Here is a 24771-nt window from a genome sequence, read left to right on the forward strand (position 1 = left end):
TAAAGCATAATCTTAATAAATCAACGATTCATACAACTTTTTATAGTCTTCCGCAGCCTTTTCCCAACTATTGTCTGAAGTCATTGCTTGCTTTATAAGTCCATCCCAAATTTGTTTATTATGGTAGGATTTTATTGCGTATTCTATTGTTCCCAAAAGTTCCGAGCTTATATAGTTATAAAAACTAAATCCATTGCCTTCACCAGTATACTTATTATAAGGGGTAACAGTATCCTTTAACCCTCCAGTTTCTCTAACTATAGGTATAGTTCCATATCTAAGTGCTATCAATTGACCCAGTCCACAAGGTTCAAACAATGATGGCATTAAGAACATATCCGCACCAGCATAAATTCTATGTGCTAATTCATCACTAAACATTATATTAATAGACACCTTATCTGGATACCTATATTGTAAGTTTCTAAAATGCTCTTCATAGGACCTATCTCCTGTACCAAGCACAACTAACTGGATATTATGTTGAAGTAACCTATCAGCGATATTTACTACTAAATCCATTCCTTTTTGGTTAGTAAGTCTTGATACAACACCGATAATTGGCACATCTTCTCGCTCTGGTAAGCCTAATTGTTTTTGTAAACCTAGTTTATTTAACTTTTTATCTTCAATATTATTTAGATTATAGTTTTGGAAAATATAGTTATCATTGCTTGGATTATAGATATCATAATCTATCCCATTTAATATACCTGATAATATACTATTTCTAGCGCGCAAAAGACCATCAAGTTTTTCACCATAATTTTCACTTTGTATTTCTGAAGCATAAGTATAGCTTACTGTTGAAACACGATCAGAATAATTTATTCCACCTTTCATAAAGCTCACATCACCGTGAAGTTCTAGACTGCCATTATTGAAAGGTTCCATATCATATCCAAAAAGCTCTTGCAAAACTTCTGGGCCATAATTGCCTTGAAAAAGTAAGTTGTGTATAGAGTACACTGCTTTTATATCTGAGTAAAATGGATCTTTGCTATACTCAAGCTTTAATAATACTGGTACCATTCCAGTGTGCCAATCATTACAATGTATCACGTCAGGTCTGAAATCCAGTTCTTTTATAGCTTGAAGTACCGCTCTATCAAAGAAAGCAAATCTTTCTCCATCATCATAATGCCCATACAAACCTTCTCTATTAAAATACTGCTCATTGTCTATAAAATAAAATTTTACGCCTTCATATTCATATTCAAATATCCCACAGTAAGAGTTTCTCCAACCTACTGGAACCATAAACCACTTTATGAAACAAAGCTTATCTATATACTTATCCTTTATATTTTTATATTTTGGTATTATGACCCTTGCATCTACACCTTGCTTTACCAAAGCTTTAGGTAATGCTCCCATAACATCCCCTAATCCTCCAGTCTTAATAAACGGATCTGCCTCTGATGCAATAAAAAGTACTTTCATTATCTCATCTACCTCCTCAATATTTATGATGACTAGCTGTTTTATTCTTTATCTTTAATCTGCTTTTCAGCTATACTTATAGCTTTATCAAAATCTAAGCCTTTTAAGATATTCTGCTCTTTTTCTTCTACATCATCTATTATATTTACAGGTTTTAATATTAATGTTGCCATAGGAGGTACTTTGATAGTTAATTTATACTTTTGGTTATGCCAAGGTGCTTTCTCAGAGAATAAACTTTCTCCAATTACTTGACCTGATCCACCATATTCCTTACTATCTGTATTAAATATTTCTTGATATTCACCTAGGTAAGGAACTCCTATATTAAAATCATAATAAACTGCTGAGGTAAAGTTACATACATATATTAAACTTTTCTTTGGATCATCAGTTTTTCTAGCAAAAACAATAATACTTTGAGTAGAATTATCAGCATCGATCCATTCAAAACCATTTGCGTTATAGTCATACTGCCACAGAGCTTCGTTTTCTAAGTAAAACTTATTCATATCCTTAAAGAACTTTTGTGTATCTCTATGCATTTCAAATTGCTCTATAAGCTTAAACTCTAAGCCTTCATGGTTTCTCCATTCTATAAACTGTCCAAATTCACTACCCATAAATAATAACTTCTTACCTGGATGTGCAAGCATATAAGATATAAATAGTCTAAGCCCAGCAAATTTGTTCCAATAATCTCCCCACATTTTATCCACTAATGATTTTTTTCCATGTACAACTTCATCATGTGATATTGGAAGTATAAAATTTTCCGAGTAATTGTACATCATTGAGAAGGTTATTAGATTGTGATGATGTTTCCTATATATAGGGTCAATCTGAATATACTTTAACATATCATTCATCCAACCCATGTTCCACTTAAAGTTAAATCCTAATCCTCCTATATCAGCAGGCTTAGTTACCATAGGCCAAGATGTTGACTCTTCCGCAACAACAAGAATATTGTTTGCTTGTTTAAATATAGCTTTATTCAGAGCTTTTAAGAATTCTACAGCCTCTAAATTTTCTCGTCCGCCGTACTTATTAGGTTTCCATTCTCCATGCTTCCTATCATAATCAAGATATAGCATATTTGCCACAGCATCTACTCTTAATCCATCTATATGAAAATTCTTTAACCAATAAAGAGCATTAGAAATCAAAAAGCTTTTAACTTCTGGCTTTCCTAAATCAAAGTTAGCTGCTCCCCAGCCTTTGTTTTCTTGTTTCGAAATCTCACTATATTCGTAAGTTGGAGTACCATCAAACATATACAATCCATGCTCATCCTTACAGAAATGTCCAGGAACCCAATCTAAAATTACACCTATATTTTTCTCATGTAATGAATCAACTAACACCTTAAAATCATCACTGCTACCATATCTTCTTGTCACAGAGTAATAACCCGTCACTTGATATCCCCAAGAATCATCTAGTGGATGTTCCATTATAGGCATTAGCTCAACATGAGTATAGCCCATTTCTTCAACATATGCCGGAAGTATTTCTGCTAGCTCCAAGTAGTTATAAAAACTTCCATCTTCTTTTCTACTCCATGAACCTAAATGAAGTTCGTATATATTAATTGGGCTTTCATACACATTGGTATTATTTCTTTTTTCTATCCACTTTTCATCTTTCCAAGTATAATCAGATATCTCTGTAATTAAAGAAGCAGTATTTGGTCTAAGTTCTGATGCAAAAGCATAAGGGTCAGACTTTAATACAACCTTCTTTCCATCCTTACTTGTTATAGCATATTTATATACAACTCCAGCTTTGAGCTCTGGAATAAATCCACTCCATAAACCAGACTCACTGATTTTCTTCAATTTATTATCAGCATTACTTTCCCATTCACTAAAATCTCCAACTACATTCACAGAGCTAGCATTTGGTGCCCAAGTAGTAAATCTTGCGCCCGCTATTCCATTTTCCTCTACTAGATGGCCTCCCATGAATTTATAGCTTTCGTAGTTATTACCTTCATGAAATAGATACATATTAAAATCAGAAACGATACCACTTACTTCATTTTTATCAACTTGAAGTTCTTGTTTATCTTCTTTAGCATTTTCAATATTTAATTCTTCAATTTCCAATGACACAGGCTCATCTACTATTTTTTTTGTTCTTGTTTTAGTTTTCTTAGGTTTAACTTCAGATTTTTTTTCATCAACGGCATCCTTTTTCTTTGTTGTTTTCTTAGTAGTTTTTTTAACTGGTTTTTCACCTTCAACCTTTGCTTCTTGTACCGCTCCCTCTAACTCTTCATCTACCTTCTTTGTTGTTTTTCTAGTTCTTGAAGCTTTAGTTGATACTTTATCTTTTTTAACTGTAGCCTTATCTATCTCATCATTGACTTCTTCTGTTTTTGATTTTTTAGTTCTAGTAGTTTTTTTCTTTGTAGCACTCTTCTTTTGGGCTAATTCTTTTGTTTCTGCTGCCCCTTCAGCAACAACTATATCTAAATCATTTTCTAAGTTCTTCATAAATTACGCCCCCATTACCCTAAATTTTAAATTCCATATTTTACATATATTCTACAGAAAAGCTGTAACACCTTCACATATTTTGGAAATGAAACTTTATAAAATCAAATTTATAATACACTCAAATGAAACCGTTTATAAATCATAATATGGAAACATTACGAAATTAAAAATGCCATAATATCACACAATTTTGTCATACAACTGCCACAAAAATCTCTTATTATTTAATTAATCCCTTAATAATTAAATTATTAGACATCCACAATACAGAAAATAGACAAAGAATTTTAACATTAATCTTTTCCCTAAGAGAAAAAATCGCTAATGCTTGCTGCATTAGCGATTTTTTATTCTTTTATAATGCGGCTTCTTTCTTATCAACCGCTTCACCTAAGTAAGCATTTTTTATATCTTCGTTTTTAATAAGCTCTTCTCCAGTACCCTCCATTATTATCCTTCCAGTCTCAAGTACATATCCATAATCCGCAGCCTTTAAAGCAAGATTTGCATTTTGCTCTATTAGTAGTATAGTGACCCCTTGGTTTCTTATCTCTTGGATTATATTAAATATATCTTTAACTATTATAGGTGCAAGTCCAAGTGAAGGTTCATCCATCATTAGAAGTTTTGGCTTTGCCATAAGAGCTCTTCCAACTGCCAACATTTGTTGTTCTCCTCCTGAAAGAGTTCCTGCAAGCTGCCACTTTCTTTCCTCTAATCTTGGAAACAATTCATATATCCACTTTATATCTTTTTCTATTTCCTTCTTATCTTTTCTGAAATACGCACCTAACTTAATATTTTCAAGAACAGTAAGGTTAGGAAAAACTCTTCTTCCTTCAGGAACTAGAGTCAAACCCATCTTTGGTATCTGCTCTGTCTTTTTATTAGTTATATCTACACCATCATAGATTATTTTACCTGACTTAATTTTAGTAAGACCTACTGTTGCTCTTAGTGTTGTGCTCTTTCCAGCTCCATTTGCACCAACAAGAGTAACAATCTTTCCTTGCTCTACATTTATAGATATCCCATTAAGAGCCTCAATAGCTCCATAAGATACTACTAAATCTTCTATTTTAAGCATCTTCCTTCACCCCCAAGTAGGCTTCAATAACCTTTGAATTATTTTGAATTTCATAAGGTGTCCCATGTGCAATAGTAACCCCGTGATCAAGCACGTATATTCTATCAGATATCCCCATTACTAGAGGCATATGATGTTCTATCATAAATATAGTAAGTCCAAATTCGTCTCTTATTTCATTTATAAAGCTTGTAAGTTCATCAGATTCCTTTGGATTCATTCCTGCTGCTGGTTCATCTAAAAGCATAATTTCCGGATTAGTAGCAAGACCTCTAGCAATTTCTAGTCTTCTTTGCTTTCCATAAGGAAGTGAGCTTGCCTTTTCATCCTTAAGATCTAAAAGTCCAACTCTCTCCAGTAAATCTAATGATTTTTGAACCATTTCTTTTTCTTCTTTTCTATACCTAGGAAGCTTAAACATACCTTCTAGAAACATTGATTTTAAATGAAGGTGATTTGCTATAAGAACATTATCTAAAACTGTTAATTCTCCAAACAGTCTTATATTTTGAAAAGTTCTAGCTATACCTTTTTTAGTTATAGCGTCTGGCTTCAATCCAGAAATTCTTTCATTATTAAAAAATATTTGTCCCTCTGAAGGGCTGTAAACACCTGTTATCATATTAAAAGCTGTAGTCTTACCTGCACCATTAGGTCCTATAAGCGCAACAATTTCACCCTTGTTAAGTTCCAAACTGAAGTCCTTAACTGCTGTAAGACCTCCAAACTTCATTGTTATCTTGTCCGCATTAAGCAATTTCATCTTGGCTTCCTCCTTTGCTACGTCCTATGTTCTTGAAGAATCCAAAAAGACCATTCCACGAAAATTCTTTATTTCCCATAAGACCTTTACTAAAGAACAATACAGCTATCATTAGAAGGGCTGAGAATACAACCATTCTAGTACCAGCAACTCCTTTTATTCTGTATCCACCTATCGTTATAGTTTCATCTAAGAATCTCAATGCTTCTCCAGCTATTGTTATAATAAATGATGAAATTATAGTTCCTGTTATACTTCCCATTCCACCTAGCACTATGATAAGTAGTATATTGAAAGTCAGCATGAATTTAAACATTGTAGGATCTATTGTTCCTAGTGAATTTGCCAGTAAACCACCACCTACTCCAGCAAAGAAAGCCCCTATTGAAAAAGCTAGAGTTTTATTCCTAAAAAGATTTATCCCCATACTTTCAGCTGCTATTTCATCTTCTCTTATTGCTTTCAGCGCCCTACCAAAACTACTATTCACAAATGACACCATAAGTATAACTGTCACTATGAATACCCCAAAACTCCACCATATATTAGTAGTTACTGGTATACCTTTTAATCCTAATGCACCATTAGTAATGGATTGTGTATTATTTATTACTACTCTTATTATTTCTGCAAAGCCAAGTGTTGCAATAGCTAAATAATCCCCTTTAAGTCTTAGTGCAGGAGCTCCTATTAAGTAAGCTAAAAATGCAGAGATTATACCTGCAACTATAAGGGCTATTGGAAAAGGCAATTGTATGTTTGCCAATGGAGCAGCTATAGGTTGCATAAAAAAGTTTTGAGCTTTAGTTTCAGGTGACATAGTCAAAAGAGCTGTTGTATAGGCACCTATAGCTATAAATCCAGCATGCCCTAATGAAAACAAACCAGTGAAGCCGTTGATCAAGTTCATGCTTAAAGCCAAAACTGCATAAATTGCACATAAATTGAGTATTCTTGTTTTATATGGATCAAAGTTTTTATCTGCATATATTAAAAATAATATGAGTACGACAAATGAAATTCCTGTTAAAATTAAATTTCTCTTTTTCATCATCTACACCTTCTCCGAAATTTTTTCGCCCATTATACCTGTTGGCTTAAATAGTAATATAACTATTAAAAGTATAAAAGCAAAAGCATCTCTATAACCTGTAAGACTTGGTAGTAAAGCAACAAGCATGATTTCACCTATTCCAAGGATAAATCCACCCACTACAGCACCAGTGATATTTCCTATTCCCCCTATAACTGCAGCTATGAAGCATTTAAGTCCAGGCATAACTCCCATAAGAGGATTGATATTTGGGAACTTGAATCCCCACATTATACTTCCAATTGCCGCTAAAGCAGATCCTATGGCAAAGGTCAAAGTTATTATTCTGTTTATATTTATAGTCATCAATGAAGATATTTCGTAATCCTTAGAAACAGCTCTCATAGCCATCCCAACTTTTGTTTTGTTTACAACGTATAATAATAGAAAAAGTATAATAACGGTTACCACTGGAATTATGATTGTAAGTCTCTGCATAGATACAGATCCAATCTTAATTACATCAGTAAAAAGTGGTTCCTGCGGAAATGCTTTAGGTACACCTCCAAAAACAACCGTTCCTAAGTTTTCAAGAAAGAATGATACTCCTATTGCTGATATAAGTATTGATATCTTAGGTGCAGTTCTTATAGGTTTGTAAGCTGCCTTCTCTATAAATATTCCAAGCAATACTGTAAGAGCTATAGAAAACAATACTGCTACATACCAAGGCATTGCAAAAACTGCTATACCATAGAAGGTAAAATAAGCAGCCATCATAAATATATCTCCATGAGCAAAATTTATAAGTCTTAATATTCCATAAACCATTGTGTATCCTATTGCTATTAGCGCATATAAACTACCTAATGATATTCCATTAGCTAAATGCTGCAAAAGTGTACCCATATTAAAATCCCTCTCCTTTTAAGATAGAGAGAACTGGCTATTAGCTAGTCCTCTAATTCCTTTATTTTGTTGGCTCTACTGTGTCAGTATAAGTAAATTTGCCATCCTTAACAGTCTTAATTATTGCTGCTTTTATGGCATTTCTGTCTTCATCAAAGTTAATTACTCCTGTAGCTCCTTGGAAATCCTTAGTCTTTGCAAGTTCGTCTCTTAACTTAACAGAATCATTTGTTCCAGATCTCTTAAGAGCATCTACTAGTATTAAGTATGAATCATATCCAAGTGCAGACATTGCAGAAGCGTCTTTTCCACTGTATTCTTTTTTATATGCCTCTAAGAATTTTTCTGATTCCTTTGTAACTGGTTTTTCTGTAGCAAATGCAGTTGAGAATACTGCTCCTTCAGCTGCTTGACCACCTATCTTTAAGAAGTCTGGTGTCTCCCATGTATCTCCACCTATTATTGGTGCTTTTATTCCTAAATCCCTTGCTTGTTTTATTAAAAGCGCTGACTCTGTGAAGTTACCAGGAGCAAATATTACATCTGGATTTTGTGACTTTATATTAGTTAATTGTGCACTAAAATCTTGGTCTCCAGTGTTATAGTTAGATGTTGAAACTATAGCTTTGCTGTCTCCAGTTAATTTTGTGAATGAATCTGTAAAATACTTAGCTAGTCCAACTGCATAATCATTAGAAACTTCTTGTACAATTGCAACCTTCTTAGCATTAAGTTTTGAGTAAGCATAGTTAGCCATTACTGTTCCTTGGAATGGGTCTATAAAGCAAACTCTGAAATAATAGTCATTTCCTTTAGTAACCAATGGATTTGTTGCTGATGTTGCAACTGTTGGTATCTTAGCTTTCTTTACTATATCCCCAGCAGCCATTGAAAGTGAGCTTCCGTAACTTCCTATTATAGCCGTAACCTTTTCTTTCTCCACAAGTCTTGATGCTGCATTAGATGCCTCTACTTTATCAGATTTATTATCAACTATTACTAGTTCTATTTTCTTTCCATTAACTTCAGGATAAAGCTTGTTAGCAAGTTTTATTCCTTCTACTTCTAATTCACCACCACCAGCATTTGCTCCTGTTAGCGGTTCAAAAACCCCAATTTTTATAGTATCACTGCTCCCATTGGTGCTAGAATCTGATACCTTCTCAACCTGGCAACTTGAAAGTACTGTTCCTACAGCCAATACTGCACTTATTATAATCGCTAATTTTCTCTTCATTATTTTAATCCCCCTTAGAATATTTACGAATATACTTATTGCTGAATACTGTCTTCGTATGTTGTTGTTAATTTTATCTCAACAAAATATTTTCTGTCAATTGAAAAGTATTCCTGCATTATTATTCAACTTCGTAAAATTATTCACATATTATTCATTTGTATATTAATTTATTAACTTAACATAATATTATTATATTAATTAACATTATGTTAATTTCAAGGTTTTATTTTTATCATTCTATCACAAAAACACACTTTTTATTATTTGTCTTCCTGTGAAGGACAAATGGATTTTGTATAAATAACTATCTATTTTAAAATTAAAGCAAAGTATTTTTTGCATTTTTTTAAATCACACATTTCATATTTTAATAATATCAATGTAAACGTGATTATTCGTATATGCTATTTTATATATTCTCCTAATTCTCAGCTTACCTTATTTAAAGATTTCTCATTAAAATATAGAGGGATCCTACGTCAAATATTAAGTCATGCACGCTTTCCATCTCATAATCCAAGGCTTTCATACACACATAACTTAAGTCTTCATGAAGGATCCCTATAGTTTCTAAATTGTTTTATTTTGTTGGTTCGATTAAATCAAGATAAGTAAACTTTCCGTCCTTTACTTGCTTAATAACTGCTGCTTTTACTGCATTTCTATCTTCATCAAAGTTAACAACACCTGCAGCTCCTTGGAAATCCTTAGTCTTTACAAGCTCGTCTCTCAATTTAACTGAATCTTCTGAGCCAGTTCTCTTTAGACCATCTACTAGTAACAAATACGCATCGTATGCAAGAGCTGAAACTGCAGCAGGTTCTTTGTTGTATTCCTTCTTATATTCTGTTAAGAATTTTTCTGATTCCTTTGTTATTGGTTTTTCTGTTGCAAAGAAAGTAGAGAATACTGATCCTTCAACAGCACTACCACCTATCTTTAAGAAATCTGGTGTCTCCCATGTATCTCCACCTATTATTGGAGCCTTTATTCCTAAATCCCTTGCTTGTTTTATTAGGAGTGCTGACTCTGTGAAATTACCAGGAGCAAATATTACATCTGGATTTTGTGATTTTATATTAGTTAATTGTGCACTAAAATCTTGGTCTCCAGTATTATAGTTAGATACTGAAACTATAGCTTTGCTGTCTCCAGTTAATTTTGTAAATGAATCAGTAAAATACTTAGCTAGTCCAACTGCATAGTCATTAGAAACTTCTTGTACAATTGCAACCTTCTTAGCATTAAGTTTTGAGTAAGCATAGTTAGCCATTACTGTTCCTTGGAATGGATCTATAAAACAAACTCTGAAATAATAGTCATTTCCCTTAGTAACCAATGGATTTGTAGCTGATGTTGCAATTGTTGGTATTTTAGCTTTCTTTATAATATCTCCAGCAGCCATCGATAAGGAACTTCCCCAACTTCCTATAATAGCTGTAACCTTGTCTTTTTCAACAAGTCTTGATGCCGCATTAGATGCTTCTACCTTGTCTGATTTATTATCAACTATAACTAGTTCAATTTTCTTTCCATTTACCTCAGGATAAAGCTTGTTAGCAAGTTTTATTCCTTCTACCTCTAATTCTCCACCACCGGCATTCGCACCTGTAAGCGGTTCAAAAACACCTATTTTTATCGTATCATTACTACCGCTTGACTTAGAATCTGATACCTTTTCAACCTGACAACTTGAAAGTACTGTCCCCACAGCTAATACTGCACTAATTATAATTGCTAGTTTTCTTTTCATTAATTTACTCCCCCTTTTAATAAATACGAATTATCACTTATTACTGATTAACTTCTCATCATCATACAGACTACTTTAAATCAGCAAATTATTTTTTGTAAATTGCAAAATGTATTGTATTTTTATTCAACAAGCTTTTTTTGTTCATACTTTATACACTTTATTTACATTTAATATATTATCATAACATTGTTTAAATTACTAGCAATTTGATATGTTTCAGCTTTTATTTTTATCATTCTATCACAAAAATACACTTTTTATTATTTGTATTTCTACTAAGTACATTTACAATTCATTAACAACTTTTTACTTCTTTGTGATTATCATAAACTTACTTGCAAATTCAAATAAATATATATGCATAAAAAAAATTTTTCATGTAAACGTATTTTTCACTTTTCTTCTATTTATTTGAATTTAAAAGACTCGATAATTATGATAATATATTTATAATAACATTCGGCAAAAACATACAAACAACTTAAGAGGGGGCAATTATTTTGAAAAGGAGATTAAGTTCAATCAAACTTACCACTAAAATCACTTTTATCTTTGTGACACTTCTAGTACTGCTATTAATAATCGGATTAAGTGAAATCTACAATCTAAGATCTGTAAATAACAATTTGCAACATATTTATTCCGTTAATATGAAAGCAATTCAAGATGTAAGAACTCTTAGAGAAAACGTTCAAGAATCTCAAGTTAATACGCTTCTAGCTATGGATGAAAGAAATAAATCAAATCTATCTAGATATAGCGACGAGATTACTGCCATTAATTTAGAAAACAGTACCATACTTCAGCAATATACAAAATCAGTGACAAACAGCAAGGAAAAATCACTGCTTAAAGACTTAACTATGATGCTGGATGACTATATTAAGTCAAGAGATGAAACAATAAACTTAATAAAAGCAGGGGATTACCAAAGGGCTAAAGATATTATAACAACTGTTACCTTAAAAAGAGATTCCGTTGATAACGTAATTAAAAACATAGTACAATTCAATCAGAACGAATCAAGGCAAGCGTACGATGATTCAGGAAGCACCTATAATCTTTCAATAACTCTTACATATATAGTTTTAGGAATTTCCTTAATCATTACAGTAATATGCTCTCTATATCTCAGATCCTATATATCTAAAAAATTAAAATCAATAATTTCATTTACTGAAAAACTTAAGAACGGTGATTTATCAGACTCACTTAAAGTGAAGACCATGGATGAATTCGGTAAAATCGAAGATTCCTTAAATGCAACCGTAATCTCTTTAAGAGATGTAATTTCAGAGATAAACAATAGTGCAGTTAATCTAAGCTCATCCAGCGAGGAATTATCTGCAACAATGGAAGAAGTAACTTCAAAAGTAGATACCATAAACGAAAGCATACAGCATATAGGCAGCGGTGTTCAAGAATTAACTTCAAGCATTGAAGAAGTAAATTACTCTACAGATAAAATAGCATCTCAAGTTACTGACTTAGGATCAGATGCTGATCATAGTTATAATTCTGCTAAAGATATTGAGACTAGAGCAACTAGCTTAAAAAACAATTCAACGGAACTAGTAAAAAATTCAAAAGAACTTTATCAATCCAACCAAGAGGCTGTACTAAGCTCTATAGAGCAGGGTAAAGTTGTAACACAAATTAAGCTAATGGCAACTACTATAACTCAAATTGCAGATCAAACCAACTTATTAGCACTTAATGCTATGATAGAATCAGCAAGGGCAGGGGAAGCAGGACGAGGATTTGCTGTTGTTGCTGGCGAAATAATAAAATTAGCAGATAGTTCAATGTCTGCTGTTAAAAACATAAATAAAGTTACAGATCAAATAGAATTGGCCTTTAAGAGCTTATCAGATAATGCTACTAACATACTTAAATATATAGAAGATATAGTTACTCCTACAAATGAAGAAATGATAAACATCGGATATCAATATGGAGACGATGCAAAATTGGTTGCCGATATATCAAGAAAGTTCCACCAATCATCATACTCTATAAAAGGAATAGTAGAAAAGATAAATAGAGAAATCGAAAATGTAAGCGCTATGTCCCAACAGACAAACTCTTCTTCTCAAGAAATAATTGAGAGTATATCTGAAGCTGCAGCTGCAATAGAAGAAGTTAGTAGGACTGCTATGTCACAGGCTGAGCTAGCTCAAAAATTAAGTATATTAACTAGCAAATTTACACTTTAAAACATTATGAGCTTTCACCTTAATGGTTAAGCAAATAGAAACAAATATATTTGTTTTTACTAAAAAGAATATCCTTAGAATAAAGTAATAAAGCCTCGAAAAAATTTTCGAGGCTTTATTATTTTACCTTTAATTTGTAGACCTTAGCCCTTATCACACATAACTATATTAATCTTATGAACAACTTCTTCTGGTAAAGACTGTGTTAGCGCTCTCTCAAAAAGTTCATAATGATTAACACCATTTCTAACAAGATATTTTTCAATCATATCAACTTTATTTTCTCTTCCTGGCATTAATTGATATAACACATACCAATCTTCTAAAGAACTTAACGGCAATATACCATTGTTTATATTTCTATATTCCACTATAGCTACTTCATCAATTTTTAGTCTATAATCTCCATATTGGTGAGCAACACCAAAGTTGCACATTATATCAATTGATGTATCTCTTACTATATAAGTATAAAAATACTCAGTCAGATATGGATACTTTTTCTCTTTAGCTTGCTCCGTTCCAATCTTATCAAATATACCTTTTACCTTTATTATATCTTTCTCATCTATAACTATATCAATGTCATTAGGGCTATTAACTATTCCATGGAAGTATAACAGTACTGATGACCCTATCATCCATCTTACTTTTTCCTTGTTAAGCTCGTCAGCAATAAAATATAAATCATCAAATTTCAAAATTCTCTTCTCCTTCTATAAAAATGTTATCTTTTCGTATAGCGTGATTTATTATGTATATAACAAAAGTAAATACGCCAAATAATATTGTAAAGTTAAAGCTCTTTTTATTAATGTTATTTACTAAAATAACTATTATATTCTTTGGATTAGTAATAACATCCCAACTATTCCACCTTATGAAACGTCCTAGATATATAGCAAAACCACTTATCATATTTACCGAAAACACCATGACCCATGAAATTATCTTTCCATATCTTCTAGTAAATAATTGTTGAGCCTTATTCAAGGAAAGAAATCCCACAACATATCCTAACCACGCCCCAATAGCAATATTAACAAAATCAACCCATATCTTAAAATTATCATTAAATAATATTTTATTGGTTGTTGCGTAATTTGGATGGATAGGTTTAGCTAAAAAGTATTTATTACTGACTATGTGTATGAAGTCTGTAATCATATATGGAGAATTAGGATAAAACAATAGCCAAACTATCCACAATATATAGTTTATAAAAATCACCTTACTAGCTTTATTTTCTTTATTTATCTTTATTATACTATCCATAACTTCTAAAGGAACCCAAGCCAAAAATAAATTCCATATCATAAATCTAGGACCTTTATAAGGACAAAAAATTACCCATAAAGAATATACTACTGTAACAATTCTTAGTATGTTTTTTGTAGTCATTATATCATTTTTACTAGTATTCAAGATATCACTCCAGTATATTTTAGTATTTTATTTATTAATTAAATTCTAAGCTAATAACATAAAGGCAGTGCCAAATTATTTACTTAATTTAATTACTTTAATTACTTTTACATCTCTACAGTTAGCTTTAATAAATAGCTTATAAATAGACTATTTTATAATACATTATACATTAATAGATTATTTATATGTTTACGTAATTATTAAAATTGGAAAATTTCGGACAAAAAAATTACAGAAGTTATAAACCTTCTGTAATTTCTAATCATTATAAAGTTTTTAGTTATATATACCTTTACTTAGGTATCTATCCCCTCTATCAGGAAATATTGTAACTATATTTCCCTTATCTATAGTCTGAGCAAATTTCAACGCTGCCGAAAGCGCTGCCCCGGATGAACTTCCTACTATTATACCTTCCTTATATGCAAGTTCCTTTACTAATTTTAAGGACTCTTCATCGTTAATCTTTATTATCTGGTCAACTAAACTCATATCCATAGTTTTAGGTATAAAATCATTACCTATTCCTTCTATATTGTAGCATCCAGCTATTCCACCGCCCATAGTTGAACCTTCTGGATCTGCTAATATTCCTTTTATATTTCCATTCTGCTCCTTAAGATACCTCACTACACCACTATAAGTACCACCACTACCAGCACCTGCTACCAAATAATCTATATTTCCATCTAAGGCTTTGTATATTTCAGGCCCTGTAGTTTCATAATGAGCAAGAGGGTTATATATATTTTCAAACTGCTTAAAGCTAATAGAATTCTTTGTAGTCTTTAAAAGTTCTTCTGCTTTCTCAACTGCCCCTAACATGCCAAATTCTCTAGGAGTATTTATAACTTTAGCACCAAGCGCTCTCATAAGTACTTGTTTTTCCTCAGAAAACTTTGTAGGTACCACAAATATAATATTGTAGCCTTTATTAATTGCAGCCAAGGCAACCCCGAGCCCAGTGTTACCAGCAGTCGCTTCAATAATTGTATAGCCTTCTTTTAATAACCCTTTATCTTCAGCAGCTTTTATCATATACTCGCCAATTCTATCTTTTACACTTCCACCTGGATTGTAGTACTCCAATTTTGCAAATATATTTACGCCTTCTTTTAAATTAAAATGATTTAACTTAATAATAGGAGTATTTCCTATAAGCTCTCTTATATCATTTATATATTCCACATTAATCCCCTCTTTAAATTGTTTATCAATAAGTATCTCTTATATCTTAGATTTATTTAAAGCACTCTGTATATCCTTAATTAAATCATCTTCACTTTCTATTCCTATTGAAAGTCTTATTAAGTTGTCAACTATTCCAACCTTTTGTCTGATTTCATATGGAATTGATCCATGAGTCATAGATGCTGGATGGCAAACTAGTGATTCCACTCCACCAAGACTTTCTCCAAAGGTTATTATATCTAGAGACTCAACAAATTTCTTATAATCATAACCCTCTTTAAGGACAAAAGATATAACTCCACCAAATCCACTTGCTTGCTTTTTATGAGTATCATGTCCTATATGACCTTCAAGTCCTGGATAAAAAACCTTATCTATTTCTTCTCTATTACTTAAATATTTAGCTATAACATCTGCATTTTTGTTATGTCTATCCATCCTAACAGCTAAAGTTTTTATCCCTCTGATTAACAAGAAAGAATCAAAAGGAGCTAACACACCACCAGTTGAATTTTGTATAAAATGAAGTCTTTCACTTAACTCTTCATTATTAACAACAACTAAACCGGCTACCAAATCACTGTGCCCACCTAGATACTTAGTAGCGCTATGAACTACTATATCAGCACCTAATTCTATAGGTCTTTGAAGGTATGGAGTCATAAAAGTATTGTCCACTACTGTTAGTATTGAATTTTCCTTAGCTATTTTTGAAACTGCTTCAATATCAGTTATATCCATTAAAGGGTTAGTTGGAGTTTCTATAAATATAGCTTTTACCTTATCATCTATATTTGCTCTAATTTCTTCAAGATCAGTTGTATTAACTATACCGTAGCTTATATCAAAATTCTTAAATACTTTATCAAGAACTCTGAAAGTTCCACCATAAAGATTGTTTGATATAAGAAGCTTATCTCCTGATTTAAACAGTGAAACAACTGCTGTTATTGCTGCCATTCCAGAAGCAAAGGCATAGCCTGCATATCCTCTTTCCAATTCAGATATTAATTTTTCTACAGCTTCTCTAGTTGGATTTCCAGTTCTTGAATATTCATATCCTTTATTTACACCAAATCCAGTTTGTTTATATGTTGAAGTTTGAAATATAGGCACATTAACTGCTCCTGTTCTTTCGTCTCCATCTATTCCTCCGTGTATTAACAATGATTCAAAATTCATATCTATTTCCTCCTAATTTTTAAGTATCCTTGTACATCAATTTTTAGCACAAGAGTAAGTATCTTATTTATTATATTTTTATATTATAAAAAAGTTGCTGAAGCGCTCCTTTTCAGTGAATTTTTTTAGGTATGTACCACTTCATCAAGCAGAATTTTAAGATTTCAATCTAATTTAATTAAATTTACTACTGCCAATATATCGAAGTGGTACATATTTTACTTTACATTTATTTTTTAATTGCTGTTGCCATAAATATACCTGGATTGGTGAATTCACCCTTGCTTGAATAGCCTTCGCATCTTAGCCCAGTATCCTCTATCTTTATAGATGTGAATCCAGCACTCTCTAACCATTGTCTAATCTGCTCTTCAGTAAAGCCTAACCATTCGTCATACATCTCTTCTCTAGCCCATTCGCCATTATGCTGATATACATCAGATATCAAAACAGTTCCGTTTTGCTTTAATACTCTATACATTTCTTTTATAGCTTTCTCTGCATCTACTATATGATGTAAAGCCATATTTATAAAAACTCCATCTATTGATTCATCAAATAGCGCTAAGTCATCTAAGGAAGATTTTATTGGATAAATATTTTTAAGTCCTACAGCGTTGGCTGAAGCTTTTAGTTCCTTTAGCATATTATATGATCTGTCTAAGGAGAACACCATAGCTGATTCTCTAGCAAGTCCCAATGAAACAAATCCTGTTCCACATCCTAAATCAGCTACCACTTTATCTTTAATATCAAACTTCGCTACTATTCTATCTCTTACCTCATCCTTGAAATACTCACTCCTCATAGTATTCCACTTATTTGCTATACTATCAAAATACTGATTAGAATTCATAATATTTTCTCCTTTCAAAATAAAATTATTATCTCAACAACTATAATTTTTCTTATACATGGATAACGAAAAAACATTAAATAGATCCTTTATACATTAAAAAAACTCCCACCTCTAACATATATAGAGGCAGAAGTATATTCCGCGGTTCCACTCTAATTAACCCTAAATTAAACTCTAAGGTTATCTCCGAATTCAGGTACTTTACACCATACCCTAACGCTTTAACGAGCGTACCCGCTGCCGTCTACTATAGTTCGAGGCAGAGCTCAAAGATGCATTCACATAAGGTTTACTAAAAATCTCTTTCAGCCAAGGAGATCTATCTCTGATAGCTAATCTTATGTTACTATTTCTTATCACAGCAATTTCCTATTAATCTTATCAACTTTCTAGGTTATATTATTATAATATGCTGACCCTTTAATTTTGTCAATAAAAAATATTGAAATTTTAATTTTCATTTAGATATTGATTGCCAAATAGCAAATCATATTGTATAACCTTATAATCCTTTACTAGCTGTTCACTTTGAATATCTTTTCCATTTAAGTAACTTTGTAAATAAGGATGTTCCTTACTCAACTGATCTAGTATATTAAAATATACGGGATAAGATACACCAGCTTCTTTTAATATATGTAAGGACAATTGAGCTGGAGATATTTTTGAAGCTAGTGTGGGAATTTCTTTATAGTTAGACCATATTGCTAAAGGTGTACTATAACTATTAATATCACTATCTATTTTCTCTTTATCATTAAAATAATTAAGAGAATTATACACATCATATACTCCTATTGGCCTACCCAATCTTGGCAGATGATCTCCAAAATAATAAACCAATGTAGGTTTATCAGAAGTTTTCAAAGTATTAATAAGCTTTCCAAAGGCTCTATCAGCATCATAAATCCCTGATGCATAGTTACTTAGAATGGACATCTCAGCTTCATTCAAATTTTTTGATGATGTGTTAACCTCTAGCTTGCTATATTCATTATAGTAAGGATCATGATTCTGCATAGTTACTGCAAATATAAACTTAGGATTATCTCCAGACGATACTTGTTTTAGTATCATATCCATTACTTTTTCATCAGCTACATTAGTACCTTTTAAATCCTTTTCTTTATCAAAACCATCTATATCTATAAATCTATTGAACCCCATATATTTATACACCTTATCTCTATTATAAAAAGTTTTATCATTAGGATGTATAGCGATAGTATCATAATCATTTTTATCAAAAACATTAGCAATGCTAGGGGTTGGTCGCCTCAAATATACATTATAAGGTATTACTCCCGGGTTAATGAAATAGTTACTTAATCCCGTTAAAACTTCAAATTCTACCTTTGCTGTTTTTCCACCAAATACTGGGGATACTATAGATCCCTTAATATCTTTTTTTACATTCTCCACTATATCTTTATCAAAATCAACTCCCTTAAGTTGTGTAGCATCCCAAAAACTCTCACTCATAATAACTATCACATTAGGTTTTATATTCACCTCCGAAGAAACCTTCATATCCTTATATTTGCTTAGCTTATCTATCACACTATTAATACTCTCCTTAGAATATCCTTTTGGTTTATCAGATATATATTCATCATAATCTTGTATGAGAAAGAAGTTTTCAACAAATAGACCATTACTTGCCGCTTCTACTTTGCCTGTATACCATGACTTACCGATACTTAAATCAGATGAATATTTTTCATTATTTAATATGTGTACTTGCATCGCTAATATTACTAAAGCTAAAATCAGCATATTAAACCTTAGCTTAGGTTTTAAGCTTTTCACAATAAGTTTTCTAAATTTGATCGCCAGCATAATTAATAGAATAAAGCCCAATGTTATTCCTATAACGATTTGATAATTAATATATCTAATTCCAATCATAAATACATCTTTCATTAGATATACTTCCCATGGATAAAAGGGTTCATCAAAAAAACTCAGTTTAACTATATTTGCAATAAAAATAATACTAATTGATAAATAAAATATAATCCTACCTAAGTTTTCTCCTAATAAAGAGATTATCACTATATATACCATAAGCAGAATCATAAGGTTTATTAATTCATGCATATTAAGAAATTTATTTAAGTCAGTAATTAATTGTTTAATTAAAATACAGTCGCTAAAATAGACTATAAAAACTGCAAAAATCAATTTCAAATTTATTGATAGAATTATATTTTTTTTATGTTCATTTGATAAATCTGTGACATATAATTTTCTTTTTTGTATACTGCTAAAAATTCTATAAGCTAGATACGATGAAGAAACACATAAACTACTATATATAAACCAAATAAATAGAGTTAGTATTAGAGTCTTTATATCATTGTTATATATTCTAAATATAGATATATTCTGAACAACACTATACGAACCTTCTATTCTGAAAATGCAATTAAGAAAGAATACATCGAAAGGTATACAAAATGCAATTAAGATATCTTGCAGTATACTTTTACTAGAAAAACCATCCTGTGAAATATATCCTAATAAGTAGATAGGATAAAATACTATTGTAAATAAAGGAAGATCTATATACATTAACGAAGCTAGATATATGGTTACAATGCTAGTGATAAAGGTTATTAAAAAAAGCTCTCTACTTTTGTCCGTAACCTTGGTTATAAAGTACCATATAGCATATGATATTAAAAATAAATTAGAAAAGTATAAATTATTATACCCTACTAATACATTTAGCAATATACTCAACAATAACATGAATGCTATGAGCTTTTTATTTAAACATAATCCTACCGTCCCCACCATAAACGTTAGAACTATCTCAGCTGCTATAATAAATAAAATTGTATTTGTATCAGTAATATTAAAAAATTTTATATATGATATACTGAAAAACAAAAAAGATATAATTAAATTTTTTATATTTGCTCTTATCCAAGTTACCATTCATAAAGCACTCCTTTTTTATAACTTCCTCTATATAAAGTGCCCAACTATAACATTATTATCCATTGAAACTCACATATAATATCCAATTCATTTTATACTTTCATATACAGTAAAAAAATCGCTAAGTAATCTCTTAGCGATTTTTTGTTCATTTAGCTTTCTCAATATACATGAAGAAAGCTTTACAATCTATATATTTTTCTTTATTTAAATTACTTCCCATTATTCTCTTTTAGTACCCACACGTCTTACCCCATCTTTTTTAACATAGGTATCATAAGCTACAGCTTCCCTTGCTACTTCCTTCCCATTTTCATAAGTAACCAGATAAGATCTGACCTTATAACCGTCAATGGGCTTTTCATCCATTACTACTTGACCCTCTGGCAGACTTGGATCATTTACTTCAGTAACCTTAGCTGTGGTTACAGTAGGTGCATCTGATACCAAGTCGTATCTCTTTCCACCCAATCCAGCTTTATTACCATATATATTAAAACTTACAGTTCTTCCACTTATCACAGCTTCTATATAAATAGGAAAATCATACGTGTTTTTGAACTTATAATCTAGATATCCCCAAGTCACTGTGGCATCAAGCCCAAGAGGTGAATAAGTCGCTTTAAAAGAATGATTGTGCCTCTCCACTGCTTTAAGATTAGCCCTCATTGCAGCCCTATACAGGGTTGTAGATACTTGACATATGCCACCTCCTACGTCATCAACTACTTCATTGTTTTTATAAATCGGCGCCTCCCTGTAACCCTTTTCGTAAGTCCTTTCACCTAATGTTGCATTATAACTAAAAGTATCTCCTGGCATAACTATTTTTCCATTGCAAGCCTTTGCAGCTATTGCTATATTATTAGCTCTAGCTTCTGTTGAGGTCGAATAGTCTGTTGAAAAGGAAGACAAAACACCATCTATTTTGGACAGCTGCTCTTTATTAATTTTGGCATTAGCTACTTGTATCTCACCATCAACCACTATATCCTTATTCCAAGATCCAGTTAATGCTTCTTTCAAATTTTTATCTAGTAATTCTTTATTTAAAACAACTCCAGCTTGATCTTCATTTATTTTTATTGCCTTATTTATTATATTAATTGAAGCATCTTTAGGTTTTCTATCAATCTTAGAAGCAATATTTTTCTCAAATTTATTTAATTCTTCACTATCATACTTAAAATTCATATTTATATTAGTTACTGTATAGCTTTTTATCAACTTTTTCTTAGCAAGAAGCCTTTTATCTTTTCCATATTTAATAGCTTCGTTCACAGCAGCTTCTATATCGTACTGTGGGTTTATTGTTTTATAGTCTAATTGAAATTTCTTGTCCTGAACTTTTACAATTATTTTTTTATCATCCGTAAACTTTCTCAGTTCATCATTTAATAACTGCACCGCTTCTGCCTTTGATTTTCCTGATAAATCAATTCCTTCTATTCTTACTCCACTATATACTTTACTATCCCATTGCTTTACGTAATTCTCTATCGAATACCAATATGTAATAGCTGAGGCTACGACAACAATTACACCTGTAGCAGCAGCAACTACTAAGGACTTCCTACTACTATTTTTTTTAGCTCTGCTTAGCATATAATTTTCCTCCGTTGGTTCGGCCACAAGGTTTCAAATTAAATCATTATGCTCGATATATAGATGAACCACTTCCTAATTTAGCTTATATTTTCAAACTCTCCTCTCAGAACCTAGATGAGCTTTGAAAATAGATTTCGGATTGAAGTATTTCATCTTTAGGAACCTTTTAAGACTTTTTTACGAAACACAAACTTCTTTTGAAACAATATTACCTGTATGTAATATTATTACAGAACTTAAGAGAAAAATATTCCTTAAAGGTAGATTTATAATTTGACACTTACTTAAATCTTCCCCCTATTGTTAAATATATCTTTTATAAAATCATTATATTGAGGTTGTGATATCATATAGCTTTTTTCTCCACAAAAAAGCAAATATCCATTCCTGTAAGGATACATACTGAAACAACTTTTTGACTTTAAATATATATCTAACGAATTTGTAACACCTTTAGGATCGGGCCCATTGTACTGTTGAACATTGTCTCCAGAAGTATTTAATAAACCTATTAAGGTTTGCACTTCATCTTTAGACAAAACTCTTGCCGATATATCAGTATAAGAAACTTCAACCCTATCTATCTTATCTTCAGTAAGATTTTTTACCTTATAAAAATCGTATTCTTTTTCCTTGGTTCCGCAACTTACCAACCCAAAACACATAATTAATAATATAATTCCACAAATAATTTTAACATTTATTTTTTTCAATTTATAATCACCACACAAATAACACTTCAAATATAATACGAAAGAAAAAAAATATAGTTACACAAATTTATAATATTTATAAATAATTTTATATATTGAAAATATAGTAATATTTACTTGAGTGATAATAATTATGAAAATTATTTTAAGAACACCAAATCCCCTCAACCAAAGGCCAATTTCAATAGCACTTCCTAACCTTAAATCAAAACACCAAATCAAATATTATTATAAGAGTTAGAAGAGCAAGTACAAATATAGCAGAATTTTTTCCAGCCTTTGCCCCCATATGATCTTCATATTTATCTCCGATAAAATATGCTATTACCACCATGGCCAAAGCATAGAATAGAGTATAATGAATTCCTACATGACCGCCAGACCAAGCCTTGAGACCAAAGGAATCTAATATAAGATCTCCAAGGACTATATTATTACCAAAACTAAAAGATAGAATAAGAGCTAATACTAACATGAGTGGAGAACACGTTCCTATACCTACCTTTTTCCTTACTTTATCCAAGCTACTCACCCGCTTCTATTAAGGTATTTTAACTTTGTAAACTAGATTTATCTCTAAATGATTTATTGGTTATATTATCTTCCAAAATGGATTTAATATGCTATTAATTACAAATACTATCACATTAATACTGGCATCTATAATATTATAGAATATTTGGTATAATATTACAATTATTTCCATGTTATTATTAGTAGAAATTTGTTTATATGAGATCAATTCATTAAAAATAACCGAATAATTTTTGTTTATGCCTGTTACGCATCCTTTTAAAAAGGTATAATTTAAATATAATTTCCCAAAAAAAAATCATTATTAAACTTTATCAAAAATGTATAACTATATATCATAATCTTTGATAAAAAGTCTAATAATGACTTACTTTTCTAATCCCAATTTTCCCACACCTTAGGCTCATAACCGACAGTTGCAAGTTTTCCATTTCTCACAATCGGAGTCTTATACAGTTTAGGGTTGTTTAGAAGTATTTCTTCTTTTACGCTATTATTAATGATACGGTGTAAATTTAAGCTTTCATAATCTTTACATTCTTTGTTTATTAGATTACTTAGACCCACAGCATTTCTTACTGTTTCCAACTCTCTCTTGCCTAATCCTACCATGTTTAAATCAATAAATTGGTACTTTATCTTTCTTTCTTTAAAATATCTTTCTGCTTTCTTAGTATCAAAGCACTTTTTCACTCCGTATATTTGAATATTCATATTCACTTCTCCTGATTAACTTCATACTATGATTAAGATTCATTTATTCTGCCACAAATAGTTTCTTGAATCTCATCATCTATTTTGCTTATATTTCTTATCTTATAGCTATCTTTATTTCTTGTATATTTAATATTTACTATATATTCTTCTTGTACACCATTTTTATTTACAACTAATTTTACCGTTCCATATGGATAATCTACATTATCTATCTTAACTTCTTTACATCTTTCTATCCTTATTCCTTTAGCCCTTTGCTGCTTAAGCTTTCTAATCCAGTTACCTCTTTTATTGTCTTCATTTAAAATAACACTATTTTCCTTATCTATTCCATCGTAGTCTACAAAAACAAAAGCATCTTCATATTTTTCTTCAATTATATTATTAAAGAACTGTTCCGTTTTATATTTTAGCGTTTCTTTTTCACTGCTCTTTACTATCGGGTATCCAACAGCAAATACAGCTATTAATATCAATACACTTACTATTTTTTTGTTATCTCTGAGCCTCTTGTAAAGGTTCATATAAATCTCTCCTAAGGTTTATTTTATATATACATATGAACCACTTCATAATTAAACTTATACTTTCAAATTCTCCTCTCAGAACCCAGATGAGTTTTAAAAATAGATTTCGGATTGA

Annotated in this window: 20 protein-coding genes and 1 other annotated feature; of the genes, 1 reads left to right on the forward strand and 19 read right to left on the reverse strand. The window is 31.1% G+C overall.

The window, feature by feature from the left end; translation table 11 throughout:
• Nucleotides 1-12 precede the first annotated feature (12 nt).
• The 8 genes from glgA to J3477_RS24800 all read right to left on the reverse strand — a co-directional run bounded on the left by glgA (nt 13) and on the right by J3477_RS24800 (nt 10732).
• Nucleotides 13-1443 (reverse strand): glycogen synthase GlgA, encoded by a 1431-nt coding sequence (gene glgA, locus J3477_RS24765; protein ID WP_206872913.1) that lies wholly within the window; start codon nt 1441-1443, stop codon nt 13-15.
• Nucleotides 1444-1484: 41 nt separating this feature from the next.
• Nucleotides 1485-3944 (reverse strand): 1,4-alpha-glucan branching protein GlgB, encoded by a 2460-nt coding sequence (glgB, locus tag J3477_RS24770; RefSeq protein ID WP_206872914.1) that lies wholly within the window; start codon nt 3942-3944, stop codon nt 1485-1487.
• A gap of 358 nt (nt 3945-4302) precedes the next feature.
• A complete protein-coding gene (locus J3477_RS24775) occupies nt 4303-5034 on the reverse strand; it encodes an ABC transporter ATP-binding protein (protein WP_206872915.1) in 732 nt (243 codons plus the stop codon).
• On the reverse strand, nt 5027-5797 hold the full coding sequence (locus J3477_RS24780; RefSeq protein WP_206872916.1) for an ABC transporter ATP-binding protein: 771 nt from the start codon (nt 5795-5797) through the stop codon (nt 5027-5029). Before J3477_RS24780 ends, J3477_RS24775 begins: the two co-directional genes overlap by 8 nt.
• Entirely contained in the window at nt 5784-6848 is a 1065-nt protein-coding gene (locus tag J3477_RS24785) for a branched-chain amino acid ABC transporter permease (RefSeq protein WP_206872959.1), read from the reverse strand. Before J3477_RS24785 ends, J3477_RS24780 begins: the two co-directional genes overlap by 14 nt.
• 3 nt (nt 6849-6851) lie before the next feature.
• Nucleotides 6852-7739, reverse strand: a complete 888-nt coding sequence (locus J3477_RS24790; protein WP_206872917.1) for a branched-chain amino acid ABC transporter permease — start codon at nt 7737-7739, stop codon at nt 6852-6854.
• A gap of 61 nt (nt 7740-7800) precedes the next feature.
• On the reverse strand, nt 7801-8976 hold the full coding sequence (locus J3477_RS24795) for an ABC transporter substrate-binding protein (protein ID WP_206872918.1): 1176 nt from the start codon (nt 8974-8976) through the stop codon (nt 7801-7803).
• Between the two features lie 583 nt (nt 8977-9559).
• Nucleotides 9560-10732 (reverse strand): ABC transporter substrate-binding protein, encoded by a 1173-nt coding sequence (locus tag J3477_RS24800; protein WP_206872919.1) that lies wholly within the window; start codon nt 10730-10732, stop codon nt 9560-9562.
• A 503-nt stretch (nt 10733-11235) separates the two neighbouring features.
• Here J3477_RS24800 and J3477_RS24805 point away from each other — a divergent pair.
• Nucleotides 11236-12951: a methyl-accepting chemotaxis protein gene (locus J3477_RS24805; protein ID WP_206872920.1), complete on the forward strand. Its 1716-nt coding sequence runs from the start codon at nt 11236-11238 to the stop codon at nt 12949-12951.
• 143 nt (nt 12952-13094) lie between these two features.
• Here the strand turns inward: J3477_RS24805 and J3477_RS24810 are convergent, their stop codons facing one another.
• The 11 genes from J3477_RS24810 to J3477_RS24860 form a co-directional block, all read right to left on the reverse strand.
• Nucleotides 13095-13652: a nucleotidyltransferase family protein gene (locus tag J3477_RS24810; protein WP_206872962.1), complete on the reverse strand. Its 558-nt coding sequence runs from the start codon at nt 13650-13652 to the stop codon at nt 13095-13097.
• Nucleotides 13642-14376, reverse strand: coding sequence for a DUF1361 domain-containing protein (locus tag J3477_RS24815; RefSeq protein ID WP_206872921.1), 735 nt, complete (start codon nt 14374-14376; stop codon nt 13642-13644). The genes J3477_RS24810 and J3477_RS24815 overlap by 11 nt, the downstream gene beginning before the upstream one ends.
• Before the next feature lie 279 nt (nt 14377-14655).
• Nucleotides 14656-15567 carry a PLP-dependent cysteine synthase family protein gene (locus J3477_RS24820; protein WP_206872922.1) on the reverse strand — a complete coding sequence of 304 codons (912 nt, stop codon included), beginning with the start codon at nt 15565-15567 and terminating at the stop codon, nt 14656-14658.
• A gap of 39 nt (nt 15568-15606) precedes the next feature.
• A complete protein-coding gene (locus tag J3477_RS24825; RefSeq protein ID WP_206872923.1) occupies nt 15607-16752 on the reverse strand; it encodes a trans-sulfuration enzyme family protein in 1146 nt (381 codons plus the stop codon).
• Nucleotides 16753-16981: 229 nt separating this feature from the next.
• Entirely contained in the window at nt 16982-17608 is a 627-nt protein-coding gene (locus J3477_RS24830; protein WP_206872924.1) for a class I SAM-dependent methyltransferase, read from the reverse strand.
• Nucleotides 17609-17730: 122 nt separating this feature from the next.
• Nucleotides 17731-17980 (reverse strand) — a binding site (T-box leader).
• An 81-nt stretch (nt 17981-18061) separates the two neighbouring features.
• Nucleotides 18062-19534, reverse strand: coding sequence for an LTA synthase family protein (locus J3477_RS24835; RefSeq protein WP_206872925.1), 1473 nt, complete (start codon nt 19532-19534; stop codon nt 18062-18064).
• Nucleotides 19535-20779: 1245 nt separating this feature from the next.
• Nucleotides 20780-22162, reverse strand: a complete 1383-nt coding sequence (locus J3477_RS24840; RefSeq protein ID WP_206872926.1) for a VanW family protein — start codon at nt 22160-22162, stop codon at nt 20780-20782.
• A gap of 287 nt (nt 22163-22449) precedes the next feature.
• The gene (locus tag J3477_RS24845) at nt 22450-22878 is read right to left on the reverse strand and encodes a hypothetical protein (RefSeq protein WP_206872927.1); all 429 of its coding nucleotides are present in this window, start codon (nt 22876-22878) and stop codon (nt 22450-22452) included.
• A 205-nt stretch (nt 22879-23083) separates the two neighbouring features.
• Nucleotides 23084-23401, reverse strand: coding sequence for a hypothetical protein (locus J3477_RS24850; RefSeq protein ID WP_206872928.1), 318 nt, complete (start codon nt 23399-23401; stop codon nt 23084-23086).
• Between the two features lie 386 nt (nt 23402-23787).
• Complete coding sequence (locus tag J3477_RS24855) at nt 23788-24126, reverse strand: arsenate reductase family protein (RefSeq protein ID WP_206872929.1); 339 nt, start codon at nt 24124-24126, stop codon at nt 23788-23790.
• A gap of 32 nt (nt 24127-24158) precedes the next feature.
• On the reverse strand, nt 24159-24653 hold the full coding sequence (locus J3477_RS24860; RefSeq protein ID WP_206872930.1) for a hypothetical protein: 495 nt from the start codon (nt 24651-24653) through the stop codon (nt 24159-24161).
• Between the last annotated feature and the right edge of the window lie 118 nt (nt 24654-24771).

The organism is Clostridium zeae (assembly GCF_017312485.1).
Lineage (GTDB): Bacteria > Bacillota > Clostridia > Clostridiales > Clostridiaceae > Clostridium_AR > Clostridium_AR zeae.